Source organism: Promicromonospora sp. NPDC059942 (genome assembly GCF_042731755.1).
Lineage (GTDB): Bacteria > Actinomycetota > Actinomycetes > Actinomycetales > Cellulomonadaceae > Promicromonospora.
In genome coordinates, this window is sequence record NZ_JBHWLR010000002.1 from 525,159 (window position 1) to 541,804 (window position 16,646).

At 71.5% G+C, this 16,646-nt stretch carries 20 protein-coding genes; 11 read left to right on the top strand and 9 right to left on the bottom strand.

Going from position 1 to position 16,646, the window contains the following annotated elements; genetic code table 11:
* Positions 1-19 precede the first annotated feature (19 nt).
* The 4 genes from ACFV9Q_RS04865 to ACFV9Q_RS04880 are packed head-to-tail and all read left to right on the top strand — an operon-like array spanning position 20 to position 1,676.
* Positions 20-496 (top strand): DUF4291 domain-containing protein, encoded by a 477-nt coding sequence (locus tag ACFV9Q_RS04865; RefSeq protein WP_377233411.1) that lies wholly within the window; start codon positions 20-22, stop codon positions 494-496.
* 42 nt (positions 497-538) lie between these two features.
* Positions 539-1,066, top strand: a complete 528-nt coding sequence (locus tag ACFV9Q_RS04870) for a cytidine deaminase family protein (protein WP_377233412.1) — start codon at positions 539-541, stop codon at positions 1,064-1,066.
* On the top strand, positions 997-1,278 hold the full coding sequence (locus tag ACFV9Q_RS04875) for an ASCH domain-containing protein (RefSeq protein ID WP_377233413.1): 282 nt from the start codon (positions 997-999) through the stop codon (positions 1,276-1,278). The genes ACFV9Q_RS04870 and ACFV9Q_RS04875 overlap by 70 nt, the downstream gene beginning before the upstream one ends.
* A 56-nt stretch (positions 1,279-1,334) precedes the next feature.
* Positions 1,335-1,676, top strand: coding sequence for a hypothetical protein (locus ACFV9Q_RS04880; RefSeq protein ID WP_377233414.1), 342 nt, complete (start codon positions 1,335-1,337; stop codon positions 1,674-1,676).
* A gap of 21 nt (positions 1,677-1,697) precedes the next feature.
* Here the strand turns inward: ACFV9Q_RS04880 and ACFV9Q_RS04885 are convergent, their stop codons facing one another.
* Positions 1,698-2,318, bottom strand: coding sequence for a TetR family transcriptional regulator (locus ACFV9Q_RS04885; protein WP_377233415.1), 621 nt, complete (start codon positions 2,316-2,318; stop codon positions 1,698-1,700).
* Positions 2,319-2,449: 131 nt separating this feature from the next.
* Here ACFV9Q_RS04885 and ACFV9Q_RS04890 point away from each other — a divergent pair, with 131 nt between their 5' ends.
* On the top strand, positions 2,450-3,388 hold the full coding sequence (locus ACFV9Q_RS04890; RefSeq protein ID WP_377233416.1) for an aldo/keto reductase: 939 nt from the start codon (positions 2,450-2,452) through the stop codon (positions 3,386-3,388).
* A gap of 8 nt (positions 3,389-3,396) precedes the next feature.
* Here ACFV9Q_RS04890 and ACFV9Q_RS04895 read toward each other — a convergent pair whose 3' ends face one another.
* The 3 genes from ACFV9Q_RS04895 to argS all read right to left on the bottom strand — a co-directional run bounded on the left by ACFV9Q_RS04895 (position 3,397) and on the right by argS (position 6,573).
* Positions 3,397-4,056 (bottom strand): DUF998 domain-containing protein, encoded by a 660-nt coding sequence (locus tag ACFV9Q_RS04895; protein ID WP_377233417.1) that lies wholly within the window; start codon positions 4,054-4,056, stop codon positions 3,397-3,399.
* An 81-nt stretch (positions 4,057-4,137) separates the two neighbouring features.
* Positions 4,138-4,713 carry a dihydrofolate reductase family protein gene (locus ACFV9Q_RS04900; RefSeq protein ID WP_377233418.1) on the bottom strand — a complete coding sequence of 192 codons (576 nt, stop codon included), beginning with the start codon at positions 4,711-4,713 and terminating at the stop codon, positions 4,138-4,140.
* A gap of 69 nt (positions 4,714-4,782) precedes the next feature.
* Positions 4,783-6,573 carry an arginine--tRNA ligase gene (argS, locus tag ACFV9Q_RS04905; RefSeq protein ID WP_377233419.1) on the bottom strand — a complete coding sequence of 597 codons (1,791 nt, stop codon included), beginning with the start codon at positions 6,571-6,573 and terminating at the stop codon, positions 4,783-4,785.
* Positions 6,574-6,999: 426 nt separating this feature from the next.
* On the opposite strand from argS, the gene ACFV9Q_RS04910 reads away from it, so the two are divergent.
* Positions 7,000-7,545, top strand: a complete 546-nt coding sequence (locus ACFV9Q_RS04910) for a hypothetical protein (RefSeq protein WP_377233420.1) — start codon at positions 7,000-7,002, stop codon at positions 7,543-7,545.
* A gap of 36 nt (positions 7,546-7,581) precedes the next feature.
* Positions 7,582-8,094, top strand: coding sequence for a hypothetical protein (locus tag ACFV9Q_RS04915; protein ID WP_377233421.1), 513 nt, complete (start codon positions 7,582-7,584; stop codon positions 8,092-8,094).
* Positions 8,095-8,113: 19 nt separating this feature from the next.
* Here ACFV9Q_RS04915 and ACFV9Q_RS04920 read toward each other — a convergent pair whose 3' ends face one another.
* Positions 8,114-8,698 (bottom strand): NAD-dependent epimerase/dehydratase family protein, encoded by a 585-nt coding sequence (locus tag ACFV9Q_RS04920; protein ID WP_377233422.1) that lies wholly within the window; start codon positions 8,696-8,698, stop codon positions 8,114-8,116.
* A gap of 165 nt (positions 8,699-8,863) precedes the next feature.
* Between ACFV9Q_RS04920 and ACFV9Q_RS04925 the strand changes: the two genes are divergently transcribed.
* On the top strand, positions 8,864-9,979 hold the full coding sequence (locus tag ACFV9Q_RS04925; RefSeq protein WP_377233423.1) for a serine hydrolase domain-containing protein: 1,116 nt from the start codon (positions 8,864-8,866) through the stop codon (positions 9,977-9,979).
* 12 nt (positions 9,980-9,991) lie between these two features.
* On the opposite strand, the gene ACFV9Q_RS04930 is transcribed toward ACFV9Q_RS04925, so the two are convergent.
* The 4 genes from ACFV9Q_RS04930 to ACFV9Q_RS04945 form a co-directional block, all read right to left on the bottom strand.
* Complete coding sequence (locus tag ACFV9Q_RS04930) at positions 9,992-10,261, bottom strand: DUF1905 domain-containing protein (RefSeq protein WP_377230036.1); 270 nt, start codon at positions 10,259-10,261, stop codon at positions 9,992-9,994.
* Between the two features lie 163 nt (positions 10,262-10,424).
* A complete protein-coding gene (locus ACFV9Q_RS04935; protein WP_377233424.1) occupies positions 10,425-11,327 on the bottom strand; it encodes a hypothetical protein in 903 nt (300 codons plus the stop codon).
* 107 nt (positions 11,328-11,434) lie between these two features.
* Positions 11,435-12,073 (bottom strand): response regulator, encoded by a 639-nt coding sequence (locus ACFV9Q_RS04940; RefSeq protein WP_377233425.1) that lies wholly within the window; start codon positions 12,071-12,073, stop codon positions 11,435-11,437.
* Positions 12,064-13,239 (bottom strand): sensor histidine kinase, encoded by a 1,176-nt coding sequence (locus ACFV9Q_RS04945; RefSeq protein ID WP_377233426.1) that lies wholly within the window; start codon positions 13,237-13,239, stop codon positions 12,064-12,066. The genes ACFV9Q_RS04940 and ACFV9Q_RS04945 overlap by 10 nt, the downstream gene beginning before the upstream one ends.
* Positions 13,240-13,366: 127 nt before the next feature.
* Between ACFV9Q_RS04945 and ACFV9Q_RS04950 the strand changes: the two genes are divergently transcribed.
* The 3 genes from ACFV9Q_RS04950 to ACFV9Q_RS04960 all read left to right on the top strand — a co-directional run bounded on the left by ACFV9Q_RS04950 (position 13,367) and on the right by ACFV9Q_RS04960 (position 16,625).
* Positions 13,367-14,011, top strand: a complete 645-nt coding sequence (locus ACFV9Q_RS04950; RefSeq protein ID WP_377233427.1) for a DedA family protein — start codon at positions 13,367-13,369, stop codon at positions 14,009-14,011.
* Between the two features lie 17 nt (positions 14,012-14,028).
* Positions 14,029-15,459, top strand: a complete 1,431-nt coding sequence (locus ACFV9Q_RS04955) for a serine hydrolase domain-containing protein (RefSeq protein ID WP_377233428.1) — start codon at positions 14,029-14,031, stop codon at positions 15,457-15,459.
* Between the two features lie 278 nt (positions 15,460-15,737).
* Positions 15,738-16,625: a neutral zinc metallopeptidase gene (locus ACFV9Q_RS04960; RefSeq protein ID WP_377233429.1), complete on the top strand. Its 888-nt coding sequence runs from the start codon at positions 15,738-15,740 to the stop codon at positions 16,623-16,625.
* The last annotated feature ends 21 nt before the right edge of the window (positions 16,626-16,646 follow it).

The window sequence follows — 16,646 nt, forward strand, 5'->3', positions numbered from 1 at the left end:
AGCGACAGGTGCGCGGTTCGTGCCGCCGTTCAAGCGCGAGCGGATGACCTGGGTGAAGCCCTCGTTCTGCTGGATGATGTACCGCTGCGGCTGGGCGACCAAGCCCGGCCAGGAGCGGGTCCTCGCGGTGCGCATGTCGCGTACCGGCTTCGAGCAGGCGCTCAGTCTGGCCACCCTGAGCCACTTCGACCGCTCGCTGCACGACAACGCCGCGGCCTGGGCCGCGCAGAAGACGTCCAGCCCGGTCCGGGTCCAGTGGGACCCGGAGCGGACGCCGTCGGGCCGCGCGCTGGAGCACCGGTCCCTGCAGGTCGGGATCGGCGGCGTCGCCGTCGACGCCTACGTGGACGAGTGGGTGGTCGGGCTGGACGACGTCACCGACCAGGTCCGGGCCTGGCGCGCCGAGCTGACTGCAGGCGGCTCGCCCGCGCTGCCGCAGGAGACGCCGTACGCGTTGCCGGCGGACGTCGCGGCACGGATCGGGGCGGACGGATAAAGCCTTCGGTGCGCAGGTGCCGGCCGTGCCAGGATCCCGTGCATGACGACGGCGACCGACCCCTTGCTCACCGCGGCCGAGCGACGGCTGATCGATGCGGCCCTCGAGGTCGTCGCCCGGCTCCCCGAGGACGGGGCCTATCTGCACACCGTGGCGTCGGCGGTGATGGACGTCCACGGTGACGTCCACACCGGCGCCAACGTCGGCCACTTCACGGGCGGGCCGTGCGCCGAGCTCGTGGCGCTGGGCACGGCGGCCGCCGCCGGCTCCGGCCCGATCGCGCTGATCGTCGCAGTCGGCGACGAGGGCCGCGGTGTCATGCCCCCGTGCGGGCGGTGCCGACAGGTGCTGCTCGACCAGCAGCCCGACTGTCGCGTGATCGTGCCCGGCGACGACCGGCCGTACTCGGTCCCCGCCCGTGACCTGCTCCGCACCCGTCCCGGCACCCGGACGCCGACCCGCCGCGCGTGCTGCGGTTCAGCCCGCAGCACTGGACGAGCGTGGTCGACGGCGGCAAGACCGCCACCACGCGGTTCGACGATCCGGCCGTCCCAGGGCCGGTCACGCTGATGTTTGAGTTCGAGGACCGGTACCGGGCGCTGCCCGGTGTCGTCGACTCCGTGGAGCACGTCCGGTTCGCCGATATCACCGATGCCCAGGCGGCCCTGGAGGGCTGCACCGCCGACGAGCTGCGCACGGCGCTGCGGACGTACTACTACCCGGACGTCGCGGACGACGACATGGTCGACTTCGTGCGGTTCCGGACCGTCGACCCGGGCTGACCGCGGGCCCGATAGCAGCTCGATCAACCGGTGCCGGCCGTGTCAGGATCCCGCCCATGAAGACGGTGACCCTGTGGCGGCCGACCGGGCCGCAGGAGCTGGCCCTGGTCGAGGAGTCGGACTGGCGTGCCTGGCCCCCGCGGCTCCCTGACCAGCCGATCTTCTACCCCGTCCTGAACGAGGAGTACGCCACGCGCATCGCGCGGGACTGGAACGTCAAGGCCAGCGGCGCGGGCTACGTGACCCGGTTCGACGTCGCCGCCGAGTTTCTCGACCGGTACGAGGTCCAGCAGGTCGGCGGGCGGACGATCCTCGAGTACTGGATCCCCGCGGAGGACCTGGTTGAGCTGAACGCGAACATCGTGGGGCGGATCGAGGTCGTGGCGGAGTTCCGCTGACGCCACCCGGCCGCGATGCCGTCAGGTCTGGGGGCGGAGCGTCGCGAAGCTGCGTTCGAGCAGCTCGCCCGCGGTCGTGCCGTCCTCGGCGTTCGCCCAGGCGGTGAGGGCGACATCGAAGCAGGCGAGGGCCGACTGGACGATGATCTCGGCACGGAACGCGGCGTCGTCGTCGGACAGGCGGGCGGCGACGAGCGGTGTGAGCATGCGCGCCCACAGGAGGTGCTTCTCCAGGCTGCGGGCCCGGAGCGAGGCAGCGCTGACCATCACGCGCATGGCGCGCTTGCCGCGCTCGTCGTCCCCGCCCCCGGGGGGTGCCTGGGCGACGAGTGCCTCGAAGGCGAGGTGCAGCGAGTCCCAGACGGGCTCGTCCTGGGGGCGGCCGGCCAGGACGCCGCGCACGAATTCGCCGCCGCGTGCCGGGTCGCCGATCACGACGTCCTCCTTGGCGGGGAAGTAACGGTGGAAGGTGCGCGCGGACATGCCCGCCTCGGCGGCGATCTGCTCGACCGTCACCTGCTCGAAGCCGCGCTCGGCGAACAGCTCGAGCGCGATCTCGGTAATGCGCGCGCGCACGGCGTCGCGGCTGATCTCGCGCAGGGTCCGGCCGCTGCTCGGTCCGCTGCTCGTCGTGCTCGACATGTCCCCCAGGGTAGCGCCTGTGCCACTTGTGTCAGACACTGACAGGATGGGCGTATGGTGACACGTGGGTTCGCGGTCGGAGTCTAGGAGCCGACCCTCGACCAAGAGCCCTCGACCAAGGAGTGGGAACCATGGAGCAACGCACGCTGGGCAAGCAGGGTCTGACGGTCTCCGCGTTGGGCTACGGCGCGATGGGGACGGCGATGGCCTACGGGCCGACCGACGACACCGAGTCGATCGCCGCGATCCGCCGCGCCCACGACGAGGGCGTGACCTTCTTCGACACCGCCGAGCTGTACGGCTGGGGCGTGGGGGAGAAGCTGCTCGGCCACGCGCTCGCGCCGATCAGGGACGAGGTGGTGATCGCGACGAAGTTCGGGTTCACGTCGACGTACGGCTCCGACTCGCGCCCCGAGCACATCCGCGAGGTGGTCGACAACAGCCTCCGGAACCTGGACATCGACACGATCGACGTGCTCTACCAGCACGTGCCCGACCCGAACGTCCCGATCGAGGACGTCGTGGGCGTGATGCAGGAGTACGTGCAAGCCGGCAAGGTCAAGTACCTCGGACTCTCGAACGCCGACGAGGACACGATCCGCCGGGCGCACGCCGTGCACCCGATCTCGGTGCTGCAGAACGAGTACTCGATCTTCGCCAGGGAGCCCGAGTCCCTGCTGCCCGTCCTGGAGGAGCTCGGCATCGGGCTGGCCGCGTACTCGCCGCTGGCCCGTGGGTTCCTGAGCGGCGCGGTCCAGTCCCGCGACCGGTACACGCCCGACGACGTGCGCCAGCTCATCGGGTGGTGGGCGCCGGAGAACTTCGACGCCAACGTGGAGATCGCGCGCCGGCTGTCGGAAGTGGCGGCGGAGAAGGGCGTCACGCTCTCGCAGCTCGCGCTCGCCTGGCTGCTCGCGCAGCAGGAGTACGTGGTGCCGATCCCGGGCTCCCGCAACGCCGAGCGCGTCACTCAGAACAACGCCTCGGCCCAGGTGCGCCTCACCGCCGAGGACCTCGCGCGCATTTCGGAGATCGCGCCCGACGGCGGGGTGGGCAGCCGGAGCCGCTGACCCCTGGGTCATCCGGTGCCGCACTGCTCGGTTACCTGGCGGGACCACCGGGTCAGCGCGACGACGGCCACGACGTCGAGGATCACGACAGCTCGCTCCGTCAGGCCCAGTCCCGCGTCGGTGAGCGATCCCGGCTCGCCGCGGGTCAGCAGGGCGACCGTGAACGGCGCCATGCAGGCCAGGCTGAGACCCGCGACGACGCCCGCCGTGGTGGCGTGCCCGTGCCAGCGCGACTCGCGACGGTGCTGCCACCACAGCAGGGCGCAGAGCGCGGGAAGGCTCACGAAGTTCGCGACGGTGCACACGAGGTGGACCGTCCCGTACCAGGTACCCGGGCCGCCGACAGGGTCCTTGAGGAACACGGTCAGCCCAAGCAGGCTCAGGCACCAGGTGGCAAGGAACGTCGCCGCCACGGGCCGGGACCGCAGGAGCCCGTCCCGTGTCCAATGGATGCCCAGCAGAACGACGGCGGCGTTCGCACCGAGGAGCGCGAACGTGTAGGCCACGCCCGCTTCCGCCGTGCGCACCGGGTACTCGGACATCAGGTCGCGGACGGGGTCCACGCCCGCGGAGCCCGGAAGCAGGTGGAGGCCGGCGAGCGTCGCGAGGGCCGCGCCGGCCAGGAGGAACGCCTGCCTCGGGGCGGGGCGTGAGCGTGCGATCGGCATGGCACGACGGTATGGATCTGTTGGGTGCCTCGACCATGGGGTTTACCGCCGTGGTGGGGTGGGGATGTCCTCCTGGGCAGGTCAGTGCAGGGTCGGCGCGTAGACGAGCTCCTGGATGCTGCCGTCGAGGGTCCGGTGCTCGATCAGCTCGAGGTCGAGGTCCGCGGCGCCCTGGAAGACCGGGTCCAGCCCGGTCTGCCCGGTGACGACCGGGAAGAGCGTCACCTGGACGCGGTCGACCAGGCCCGTGGCGAGCAGCGCCCGGTTCATCGACAGGCTGCCGTGCGACCGCAGCGGCACCGCGGACTCCTGCTTGAGCCGGGCGACGACGTCGACGGCGTCGCCGTTCTCCACCGTGGCGTCCGGCCAGTCGAGCGGGTTCTCCAGCGTCGAGGACACCACTGTCGTCGGCAGGTTCCACATCTTCGTGACCCACGGGTCGAGCACCTCCGGGTTCTCGGTGCTCGAGGCCAGCATCTGCGCGAACGCGCGGTAGGTGGTGGCCCCGAGCACCAGGCGCTGGTCGGCGTCGTACTCGGTCAGACGGCGGTCGAGCAGCTCAGGGCCCTGCTTGCCCCAGTAGCCCGTCCAGTCCTCGCCCGCGGCGCCGAAGCCGTCGAGGCTGGAGAAGACGTCGAACGTGTAGGTGGCGGGCATGGTGTTCCCCTCGTGTCGCGGGTGCGGTACGAGGGGGCAGACCGGTCCGCGCCGCGGGACTCATCGGCGTCACATCCGGTCGGGTGCGGCGAGCCCCAGCAGGTCGAGCCCGGTCGCCAGGGTGCGGCCCGTCAGCTCGCACAGCGCCAGACGGTTGGCGCGGACGCCGTCGTCGTCCGCCCGCAGGACCGGGCACTGGTCGTAGAACTCGGTGTATGCGCGGGCCAGGCCGAACAGGTAGCCGGCCAGGCGGTGCGGTTCGAGCGTGCCGGCGACGTCGTCGAGCGTCACGGAGAGCTCGTCCAGCGTGAGGGCCAGCGCCCGTTCCGCGGGATGCAGGGGGAGGGCCGGGTCGATCGGCCGGCCGATCGCGACCCCGGCGTCGGCCGCCTTGCGCAGGATCGAGCGGACGCGCGCGTGCGCGTACTGGAGGTAGACGCCGGTGTTGCCGTTCAGCGCCACCATACGGTCGACGTCGAAGACGTAGTCCTTGGTGCGCGTGTTCGACAGGTCGGCGTACTTCACCGCGCCGATGCCCGCCGCCTGCGCCACGCGTTCGAACTCCGCCGGCGTGAGGCCGTGGTCCTTCTCGGCCAGCTCCGCGCGGGCCCGCTCGACGGCCTGGTCCAGCAGGTCGTTCAGGCGCACCGTGCCGCCGTCGCGCGTCTTGAACGGCTTGCCGTCGGCGCCCAGGACGGTGCCGAACGGGACGTGGGTCGCGGCGACGTCGTCGGGCAGCCAGCCGGCGCGGCGCGCGACGTCGAAGACCATCCGGAAGTGCAGGGCCTGCCGCGCGTCGACGACGTAGAGGATGCGGGTGGCCCGGTACTCCTCGACGCGCAGGCGCAGCGTGGCGAGGTCGGTGGCTGCATAGCCGAAGCCGCCGTCCTTCTTGCGCACGATCAGCGGGACCGGATCGCCGTCCGGCCCGACGACGCCTTCGGTGAAGGCGCACAGGGCGCCGTCGGAGTCGACGGCGATGCGCTGGTCCACGAGCTCGTCGACGACGCCTTGGAGGTCGGCGTTGTAGCGGGACTCACCGTCGGCGTCGGCCGGGGTGAGCAGGATGCCGAGGCGGTCGTAGACCGCCTGGAAGGCGGCCTCGGACTCGGCGACGAGCTCGCGCCAGGTGGCCAGCGTGGCGGCGTCGCCGGACTGGAGCGCGACCACGCGGGCGCGTGCGCGGTCGGCGAAGGCCGGGTCCGCGGTGAACTCGGCCCGGGCCGCCCGGTAGAGGGCGTCCAGGGCGGACATCGATGCCTCGCCCTGCCAGGACTGCTCGGGGTGCTCGTCGATGTACTGGATGAGCATGCCGAACTGCGTGCCCCAGTCGCCGACGTGGTTCTGCCGGATCACGGTCGAGCCGAGGTGCGCCAGGACGCGGGCGAGGGTGTCGCCGATGATCGTGGAGCGCAGGTGGCCCACGTGCATCTCCTTGGCCACGTTGGGCGCGGAGTAGTCGATGACGGTGCGCTCGCCGGTGCGCATCGGTGTGATGCCAAGGTTCTCGTCGGCGAGGCGCGCGGCGACCTGCCGCCAGAGGGTCGCTGCAGGGACGGTGAGGTTGAGGAAACCGGGGCCGGAGACCTCGGGGGTGACGGGGGTGCCGGCGGCGGGCTCGGCGCCTGGGTCGGGTTCGGTGCGGGCGGCGGAGAGGCGGTCGGCCGTGGCTGTGGCGAGGTCGCGCGGGGCACGGCCGACGCGTTTGGCGACGGCCAGCGGGCCGTTCGCCTGGAAGTCGGCGCGGTCGGATCGTCGGACCACCGGATCGGTGCCGGCCAGCTCGGCCGGGAGCACCTCGGTCAGGGCGGCCCGGACGGCCGCCTCCACCTGGTCCTTGATCGCGACGACGTGGGACACGCGGGGCTTCTCCTCGGGAATCGTACGGGTGGGTCCTGCCCAGGGGTGGGCGGGGTCGGGTCAGTCTAGGGACCGCCGACGCCGTCGTCCCGATGTATTACGCGGCCGACGACGGAACGCATGACCAGGTGGACCGGGATGTCAACCAGGTCCGGTGTGATTTCACGTCGCGTGAGGCATGCGTAGCCTGAAGGCCTGTCCGTACGCGAGGGGGTCGCTGATGGCTGGTCTGTGGGGTCGGAAGTCTCGTGCGAAGAGCTGGAAGCGCGGGCTCTGGGGGAGCACGACGAAGGGCCGGAGCAAGAACCTGACCAAGCGACTGTGGGGGAGCAGCAGGCGCACCAAGCGCGGGCTGTGGTGAGCGACTGCGGTGGGGGCGGGACCGCCTAGGCGTGTCCGGCTTGGGCGTTATGTGATCCTGGTGCCGTGGACAACCTCCTCGCGCAGCTTCCCGCCCTCATCGGTGTCACGCTCGGCGTCGTCGGGACGCTCGCGACGACCATGGCCACCGACGCCGCGCGCTGGCGTCGCGAGAGGTTTCACGACGCCTGCCTGCGGTACACGAGGGCGCTGCGCCGGTACTCGCAGCTGGTCGCGGGCATCACCGCCGGGTACCGGCCCGGCGCCACGACGCCGCCGGTCGATCCCGTGGCCGGCCTCGCTCGACTGTCGGGCGAGGAACTGGATCGTGCCGTGACCGACGCGTGGGAGGAGCTCTGCCTGTTGGCGGACACCGACACGGTCGCCGCGGCGCGCAGGATGCGAGCTGCCGCCAAGCGGATGGAGGGGTTCGCGCGGGTAGGCATCGACACCGAGTTCGACGGCGACGGCTGGGACAGCGAGGCGCTCAAGCTCCGACGCGCCCGTGATGCCTTTTACGCGGCGGCGCGGTCCCGCATGGGCGTCAAGGCGCTGTCGACGAGCTCGAGCCTGATCCATCAGGACGATCTGGGCGGCCCGTCCCGACGGTGACGACCCGCACCGCTCACCGGTAGGTATCGTGCGGGGATGCCCGACGGAGCGCGACCCGTCCTGTTCCTTGACGTGGACGGGACACTGCTCCCGTTCGGCGGTCCGGGAGGGCCGTCCGTGCCCGGTGCGCCGGCGGTGTGGACCGCGCCGTCCAACCCCTGGCTGGCGCAGGTCGATGGTTCGCTCGGTCCGTTGCTGGTGGAGCTGGAGTGCGACCTGGTGTGGGCGACAGCGTGGATGGATGCGGTGAACGACGTCGTCTCGCCTCTGCTGGGCCTGCCGCGCCTGCCGGTCGCCGAGCTCCCCGCGTACTCCCGTGACATCGGGGACGACCGCCTGCAATGGAAGACGAGGGCGTTGGTCCGGATCGCTGCCGGGCGGCCGTTCGTGTGGGTGGACGACGTGATCAGTGACTCCGACCGGCTGTGGGTCGCGGACGAGCACCCGGGCGCGGCACTGCTGCACGGGGTGGACCCGGCGGTCGGGGTGACTGCTGGTGACCTGGCTCAGATCGCCGGGTGGTTGCACGACCTGGGCGGCCGGCCCTGAGCCCCAGGGGCAGCCCGGGTCAGTCCAGCAGATCCGCCAGCACGACGACCCCCGGCTCCGCGTTCAGCAGCGGCACGGTCAGCCTCGCGGCGTCGTCCACGTGGATCCGCGGGTGGGCGGGCGGCTCCGTCTCGAAGTACGTGCCCGGGCCGTAGAGCTGGCCGTACCGGACCACCACCCCGCCCGCGTCCAGGACGGCGGCCTCGTGCCAGGCCACGGCGTCGCCCCGGCCGGGCGGCGTCCAGGCGATGGACTGCGCGAGCACGGGGGGCGCGCCCGCGGCCCGTGCCGCCGCGAGCAGGTTGGCCGTGCCCTCGGTGCGGATGCGGGAGTTCGCCGCAGCGCGCGACGGGATCGCCGCGACGTCGTCGGGGAGGTCGGTGAGCTGGTGCATCACCAGGTCGGGCCGGAACGCGGCGACTGCGGCCGTGAGCGCTGCCGCGTCGTACACGTCGACGACGACCGGGCTGCCGCCGAGGCTCACGATCAGGTCCGCGCGCTCGGGCGAGCGCGTGGTCCCGGCGAGGTCATGGCCGGCAGCGACGAGCAGCGGCAGCAGACGGGACCCGATCACGCCGGTCGCGCCGGCGAGGAAGATGCGCACCGGAGCAGCCTAGGAAGGGGCTTCGCGGGGTGCAAAGCCCGGGCTGAGAAGGCCGGAAGTGCGTCGTTGCGCCCGCCCCGGCCGACAGCTCCCTGGGGACGTCCGCACCGGCCTGTACGGCTTTCCGCAGTCTCCGCTCGACCTCGGTTTCCTAGGTTGAACAGCATGTTCACGACGTCAGGACCGCATCATGTCCGCCGAGCCATCGCCGTCCTCCTCGTCGGTGCCGTCACCATGATCGGGACGGTCACCGTCGCCCTGCTCCTCGGGCGCAACCAGGTGCTCGCCTCGGTGACCGCCGGCACCGCAGTCTCGACCTCGGCCAGCCTGCTGAGAGTCACGGAACCCGGACCCGCAGGCGCCTGGACGTCCGGCTCCTCGACGAGCAGCTTCGCGAGCGAGCCGTCCGGGGACGAGCATTTCCGGATCGGCAGCATCACCAAGACCTTCGTGGCCACGGCGATCCTGCAGCTCGTCGACGAGGGCAAGGTGGACCTTGATGCGCCCGTCGAGACCTACCTGCCCGGCGTCGTGCCGAACGGCGCCGAGATCACCGTGCGGCAGATCCTGAACCACACCAGCGGCCTGTACGACTACATGAAGGGAGAGGGCTGGTCCACCAACCGGTGGCGCGGCGAGGCGCGCTTCGCGGGCCATCTCCCCGACCAGCTGTTGCACGCCGCCTTCGAGCACCGGCCGTACTTCGCGCCGGGCACCGACTTCCGCTACTCCAACACCAACTACATCGTGGCGGGGAGGCTCGTCGAGGCCGTCACCGGCCGCACGTACAGCGACGTGATCGAGCACCGGATCCTCGGTCCGCTGAACCTGACCGGGACATCGTTCCCGGGCGCTGACCCCACCATCCCGGAGCCTGCGATCCATGCGACCACCACGCTCGAGGACGGGCAGAGAGTCGACGTCACCGAGCAGAACGTCTCGCTCGACTGGGCCGCGGGAGAGATGGTCTCCACGACCCGTGATCTCCAGGCTTTCTTCGAGGCCCTCCTGGGCGGTGACCTGATCAGCGAGGAGTCCCTCGTGCAGATGCGCACCACCGTCCCGATGGGCATGGGCTTCCACTACGGGCTGGGCCTGGAGCGGTTCGACCTGCCCTGCGGCGGCACGCTGTGGGGACACGGCGGACAGTTGCTCGGCTACGTCACCTACGCCTACCGGCGCGACGACGGCCGAAGCCTCACGATGTTGCTCGCCTCCGGCGACGACGACGGCTTCATCTCGTTCGCGACCGCCACGGGCGCGGCGTACTGCCTGACGTGACTGGAGGCGCTCCTAGCCGTCCAGTCGCTCCTGCAGGACGACGGTCACGTCATCGCCCTCCTTCTTGCCGATCGCCTTGCGGACGTCCGCCTTGACGGGCAGCTTGTGGGTGCCGTCGCCCAACGCCATGAACGAGCTCCGGAACGGGTGGCCGTCGATCGTGCCCCGGACCTTGACCAGGCCGCGGGTGCCGAAGAACTCGACGGACCCCGGCCACACGACGTAGGTCCAGCCGCCCTCGTTCGGGCTCTTCTGCAGGGTCGCGGTGAACTGCTCGTGCATCCCGGCACCGTCCGTTCGCCAGTCGTCGATGGGGTTCCACCATGGCACGGCACCGCGGGACCACCAGCGGTCACGACTCCAGCCATCGTCGGCGTGGCCGCCGTCGAGAAGCGGGGGTTGTTGCTCTCCGCGCTGGGTCCCTCGGGCGGACTGCTTGGGGTACCTAACAGTACGACTGGGCGTGCCAGGGCTCGGCTATGACCTGGGAGTCGTCGGCGTACAGGATGCGGCCGGGATCGAAGGTCCGGACGGAGCGCCAGCCGACACCGTAACGGTCGAGCAGGTCGAGATAGCCACGCGTGATGTCGAGCAGCTCAAGTGCGTCGGCGCGAAAGAACGCGCGGGCATAGGGGTGCCGGTTGCGGTCATAGACGCTCGGGTCGACGGATGCCGGGTCCACGTAGGCCGCGTTCATGAGGTCGTTGTGCGTACGCCACCAGGCCCGGTCCGTCTCTGACAGCCGCCCGGAGTGAGCCAGACCGTTGGCCAGTGCGAAGACGCCCGGGTAGGACATGCGGCGGTTCGGTTCGCGGGCCTCGTAGCGGACGTACTCCACGAGGGGCTGGAGCTCGTCAATCCTGTCCGTGATGTCGGCCCAGCCGTCATCGGGGATCTTGGTGAGCTCCCGGTACCGGGGGCCGAGCACGAAGTCGCCCAGGAATGTCGCGAGATCGTCGGTGAGCCGCCGGAAGCCCGTCCCGTCCGTCCAGTGGCCACCTGGTTCGCCGTCGACGAGCCATACGGAGCCGTCGTCCTCGTTCACGACAAGCAGGTCGACGTCGTGCATGCCACCGAATACGTGCCAGACACCTGGCGGCGCGTTCTGTCCCGGGGCGAGCCCGGCGAACGGATCGTACCCAGCGGGCCGGGGCCCGTCGTTCAGCTGGACCACGCCGAGAACGAAACCATTGGCGACCTCGAGCACGTCGGCGTGATCAGGGTGAACACCGGTAGGCAGAACGGTTGCCGGTCCCAAGACCTGATGGTTCATCGCCAGGCTGTCGTCGTTGTCCAGCAGGAGGCGCACCTGGATCAGCCGCCGGGCTACGGTCTCGGGCAGGGACACGAGGTGAGGCTACTGCGCCCCGGTGACGCCCTGGCCGTCCAGCCGCTTCAGTCGTCACAGGCCGGGAGTACCGAAGCACTCGACGGACCCAGGCCTGGCGACGAGACCTACGACTCGAGCCACCGCAGGATCGCCAGCACCCGCCGGTTGTATCCGTCCGCCGCCACCAGCTCCAGCTTGTCGAAGATCGCGTTCGAGTGCTTCTCCACCGCCGACGTCGAGATGAACAGCGCCCGGGCGATCCCCGCGTTGGTGCGCCCCTCGGCCATCAGCGCCAGCACCTCCCGCTCCCTCTCGCTCAGGAACCCGAGCGGGTGCGACGTGTCCCGGAACAGCTGCCCCACCACCTCGGGGTCCAGGACCAGGCCCCCGGCCCGCACCCGGTCGAGGGCCTCCAGGAAGTCGTCCACACCCATCACCCGGTCCTTGAGCAGGTAACCGACGGCGCGCGCCTCGTCGCCCAGCAGCACCTGCGTGAACTGCCGCTCCACGTACTGCGACAGCACGAGGATGCCCACCTCCGGCCAGCGCTCGCGGATCTGCACCGCTGCCCGCACGCCCTCGTCGGTGTGGGTCGGGGGCATGCGGACGTCCAGCACGACGACATCAGGCCGCTCGGCCTCGAGGCGCTGCAGCAGGCCGTCGGCGGAGCCGTACGCCGCGACGACGTCGTGGCCCTCGTCCGTCAGAAGGCTGCGGATACCTTCACGCAGCAGAGCGGAGTCTTCCGCCAGCATCACTCGCACGGCAGCGTCACCTCGATCCGCGTGGGGCCGCCGGCCGGGCTCTCGATGGTCAGCGCCCCGCCCGCTGCGGCCGCGCGGCCGGTCAGACCCGCGAGCCCGTGGCCGGGGCGGGGCGCGGCGCCGCCCGCGCCGTCGTCGCTGATCACCACGTGCACGTCGCCGGCTTCCGGGTTCTTGTCGTCGGTGAGTCGCACGGCCACGTGGGCACCCTCGGCCCCCGCATGCTTCGCCACGTTCGTCAGCGCTTCCGCCACCACGTAGTACACCGTCGTCTCCACCCCGGGCGGCAGCCGCACCGGCACCGCCCAGTCCAGCACCGTCGGCACCGCGGTGCGCGACACGAGCTGCCGCAGCACCGGCTCCAGCCCGTGCGTGTCCAGCGTGGTGGGTCGTACCCGCCAGGCGACGTCGCGCAGGTCCGTCACGAGCTGCTCCGCCTCGCGCCCCGCCTGCTCCAGCAGCAGGGAGCCCGCCGAGCCGGGCCCGGCCAGCCGCCGCGCCCGGTTGACCAGCAGCCCGAGGGCGACGGCCCGCTGCTGCACGCCGTCGTGCAGGTCCCGCTCGATGCGGCCGCGTTCCGTGTCCAGTGCGGACAGCAGGTCCGCGCGGCTGACCGTCAGCTCCTCGACCTGCGCCTCCAGGCGTTCGCTGCGGCTCGGCGACAACCACCGGGCGGCGGTCCACCGGTCCAGCAGACCCACCCCGAACAGCCCCATGAGGTCCAGGTACAGCAGGATCGCGCCGATGGGCACCAGCACGATCACGTCCCACGTCGACAGACCGTCGCCCTGGACCGCGGCGTCCACGGTGAGGCGCACGTCGAACAGCCAGGACGCCAGGCTCACGACCACCCCGAACACGCCGTACACCAGCAGCCCCAGCACCAGGAGGCTGAGCGAGCTCATGCCGACGCGCAGCGCGAGGTACGCGGCGGCGCGCCGGGAGGTGAGCGGGACGCCCGCGTCGGACCAGTCGAGGAACCGGACCGCGCGCCGGCGGTGCCACGCGACCGCGGCGCGCACCGGCCCGAGCGGCACCGGACCGCCTGCCGTCAGCAGCGCCAGCACCGCGCAGAACAGGTCGATCGGCCAGGTGACGGCGCCGAGGGCAGCACCCCACATCACCCGTACGGGGGAGCTGCGCGGGGCGGCGGGGGCTGGGGTCACCTCGTCAGGATAGGGAGGACGGCGGCCGGACGGACTGCGGAAAACCACACGTCACCTGCGGCATACCCGCACGCCGTGACGGACTACCGCAGTCCGCCGACCCTCCCGGGCCGAATAGCGTAGGGGCATGACGACACAAAGCTTCGCCACGACCGTCGCCGACTGGGCCGTCGGGCTCATGGAGACCCTCGGCGCACCGGGCGCAGGCGTAGCGATCGCCCTCGAGAACCTGTTCCCGCCCCTTCCGAGCGAGGTGATCCTGCCGCTGGCAGGCTTTACAGCGGCGCAGGGCACGCTCGTGCTGTGGCAGGTGCTCGTCTGGACCACGGCGGGGTCCGTGGTCGGTGCGGTCCTCCTGTACGGGCTCGGCGCGTGGCTCGGGCGGGACCGGCTGCGCAACATCGTGGACCGGATGCCGCTGGTGAAGCTGGAGGACGTCGACAAGGCGGAGACCTGGTTCAACCGGCACGGCGACTGGGCGGTGCTCATCGGCCGCGTCATCCCGATCGTGCGCAGCCTCATCTCCATCCCGGCCGGTGTGGAGCGCATGCCGCTGACGCGCTTCCTGCTGTTCACGACGCTCGGCTCGGGCGTGTGGAACACCCTGCTGGTCGGCGCCGGCTACCTGCTGGGGGACCAGTGGCACATCGTCGAGGAGAGCGTCGGCGTGTTCCAGAAGGTCGTCATCGTCGTGGTCGTCCTGCTGATCGTGTGGTGGCTGGTCAAGACGCTGCGCAACCCCGACCGGCCGCGCCATGCCCGCCAGCGCTGATCGGGCATGATGCAACCGTGACTGACGACCGCACCGCCCAGACCCTCCGCTCCATCGCCCCCTACCTCGCCGACTGGGCCTCGTTCCAGGCCGCGTACCACGGCATCCCCGGCCTGCAGCTCGCCGTCGGACGCCGCGGCGAGGTGTTCGTCGACCTCGCCTGGGGCAAGGCTGACGTCGAGACGGGGGAGGACCTCACCAGCGACCACCTGTTCCGTGTCGCGTCGCACTCCAAGACGTTCACCGGCGTCATGGTGATGCAGCTCGTGGAGCGCGGCGAGCTGCGGCTCGACGACCGCGTGGGCGACCTCGTGCCGGAGCTGGACGGCTCGCGCGCCGCCGGCGTCACCGTGCGGGAGCTGCTCGGTCACCAGGCCGGGATCATCCGCGACTCCTCCGACGGCGACTTCTGGCAGCACCACCGGCCCTTCCTCGACCGCGCCGAGGTGCTGGAGTGCGTACGCGCCGAGGGCGTCGTGTTCGAGCCGAACGAGCACTTCAAGTACACGAACATCGGCTACAGCCTGCTCGGCATCATCATCGAGCAGGTCACCGGCAAGACGTACGACGAGGTGGCCCGCGTCGCCGTCGTCGAGCCGCTGGGCCTGACGCGGACCGGTACCGAGCTGGACCCCGCCCGCGCCGCCGAGTACGCCGCCGGCCACACCGGGCGGATCGCCCACGGCGACGCGCGCCAGGTCATCCCGCACGTCGACACCCGGGCGATGGCCGCGGCGACCGGCTGGTACTCCACGGCACGGGAGATGGTCCGCTACGGCGCCGCGCACGTCCACGGCGACACGACCCTGATCAGCGACGCCAGCAAGCGCATCATGCAGCGCGACGAGTCCCGCGTCGCGGTGCGCGGCAAGGAGCTCGGCCGCTACGGCGTCGGCATCGAGGTCGGCAAGGTCGGGGACCGCGAGGTCGTCGGGCACTCCGGCGGCTACCCGGGGCACATCACCCGCACCTGGATCGACCCGGTCGACGGCATCGTCGTCTCCTCCCTCACCAACTCCGTCGACGGCACCGCCGGGCAGATCGCCACCGGCGTCATCCAGCTGATCAACCTGGCGCTCGCGGCGGCGGACGAGGTGGCGGCCGCCGAGGTGCTCGCGGGTGCCTCCGGCAAGGGCGGCGACCCGGCGACCGGCGTGCCGGCCGACGCGCCCGTCGGGCGGTTCGCCAACCTGTGGGGCGTGGCCGACATCGTGGACCTCGGCGGGATCCTGCACGCGATCAACGTGCGCGCCGCCGAGCCCGCCGAGGTCGCGCAGCGCCTCGTCGTGTCCGACGGCCGGCTGGTGCAGGAGCCCGTGGCCGGGTTCGGCACGGTGGGCGAGCCGGTCCAGACGGAGCGCGACGCCGACGGCGAGATCGTCTCGGTGCGGATCGGCGCGATGACGTCCTGGCCCCTGGCCGAGTACCGCGCGCGGACGGGCCGGTAGGGCACGGCGAGCGGCCAGCCGGTCAGGTCGGGTTGCCGCTCAGGGTGTGTTGCGGAGAGTGGACGTTGTCGACTCTCCGCAACACGCGTCGCGCACGTGACCTCGTCTGCTCACCAGCCGTTCGTCGAGGCGGTGTTGCCCTCGCCCCCGATGTTGATCGCGTTGTTGGACCCGAGATGGATCTGTGGTCCCCGGTACGTCGCATTCGGGGTCGAAAGGGTGAATCGCGGCAAACGGCCCTCCGCGTGACCCGGGCGCTCCCGCGGTAGCGTTGTCAGGTGACTTTCAGCGAGGGCGGGCAGTTCGAGGGCGGCCGGGTCCGCAAGGGCGGCGGACGCCGGGGCGCCGTCGGCGCCGGAGTCGGCGGCGGTGCGGCGCTCGTCATCGCACTGCTGTACATGGTGCTGACCGGCAACAGCCCGGCCGACATCCTCGGGACCACCACCGACAGCGGTGGTGGCGGTGAGCAGCAGTACATCGGCACGTGCACCGCCGAGCAGGCGAACGTCGACCAGGAGTGCCGGCTCAGCGCCGCCGTCGACTCGCTGGACGTGTACTGGGCCGAGACGCTCCCGGAGCAGGGCGGCGTCGAGTACGAGCTGCCCGAGGTCGTCAGCTTCAAGGACGCGGTCGACACCGGCTGCGGTTCCGCGACGTCGGCCACGGGGCCGTTCTACTGCCCGGCCGACACGACCGTGTACGAGGACCTCTCGTTCTACGACCAGCTCTCCAGCCAGTTCGGCGCGGAGGGCGGGCCGCTCGCGGAGATGTATGTGACGGCGCACGAGTTCGGGCACCACATCGAGAACCAGCTCGGGCTGTTCGAGCAGGCCGACCGGTCGGGCACCGGCCCCGAGTCGGACTCGGTGCGCATCGAGCTCATGGCGGACTGCCTCGCCGGGATGTGGGCCGGCAACGCCGCGACCACCAAGGACCCGGACACGGGCGTCCCGTTCCTCCAGCCCATCTCGCAGGCACAGCTGGAGCAGGCGCTGTCCGCCGCCGCGGCTGTGGGCGACGACAACATCCAGCGCCGCTCCGGCGGCGGCGTGAACCCCGAGGCGTTCTCGCACGGCTCCAGCGAGCAGCGCGTGCGGTGGTTCTCGATCGGGTACGGCGGCGGCACCATCCAGGACTGCAACGCCCTGGACGCCCGCACCCTCTGACGTTACGGTGGGCGGCATGCA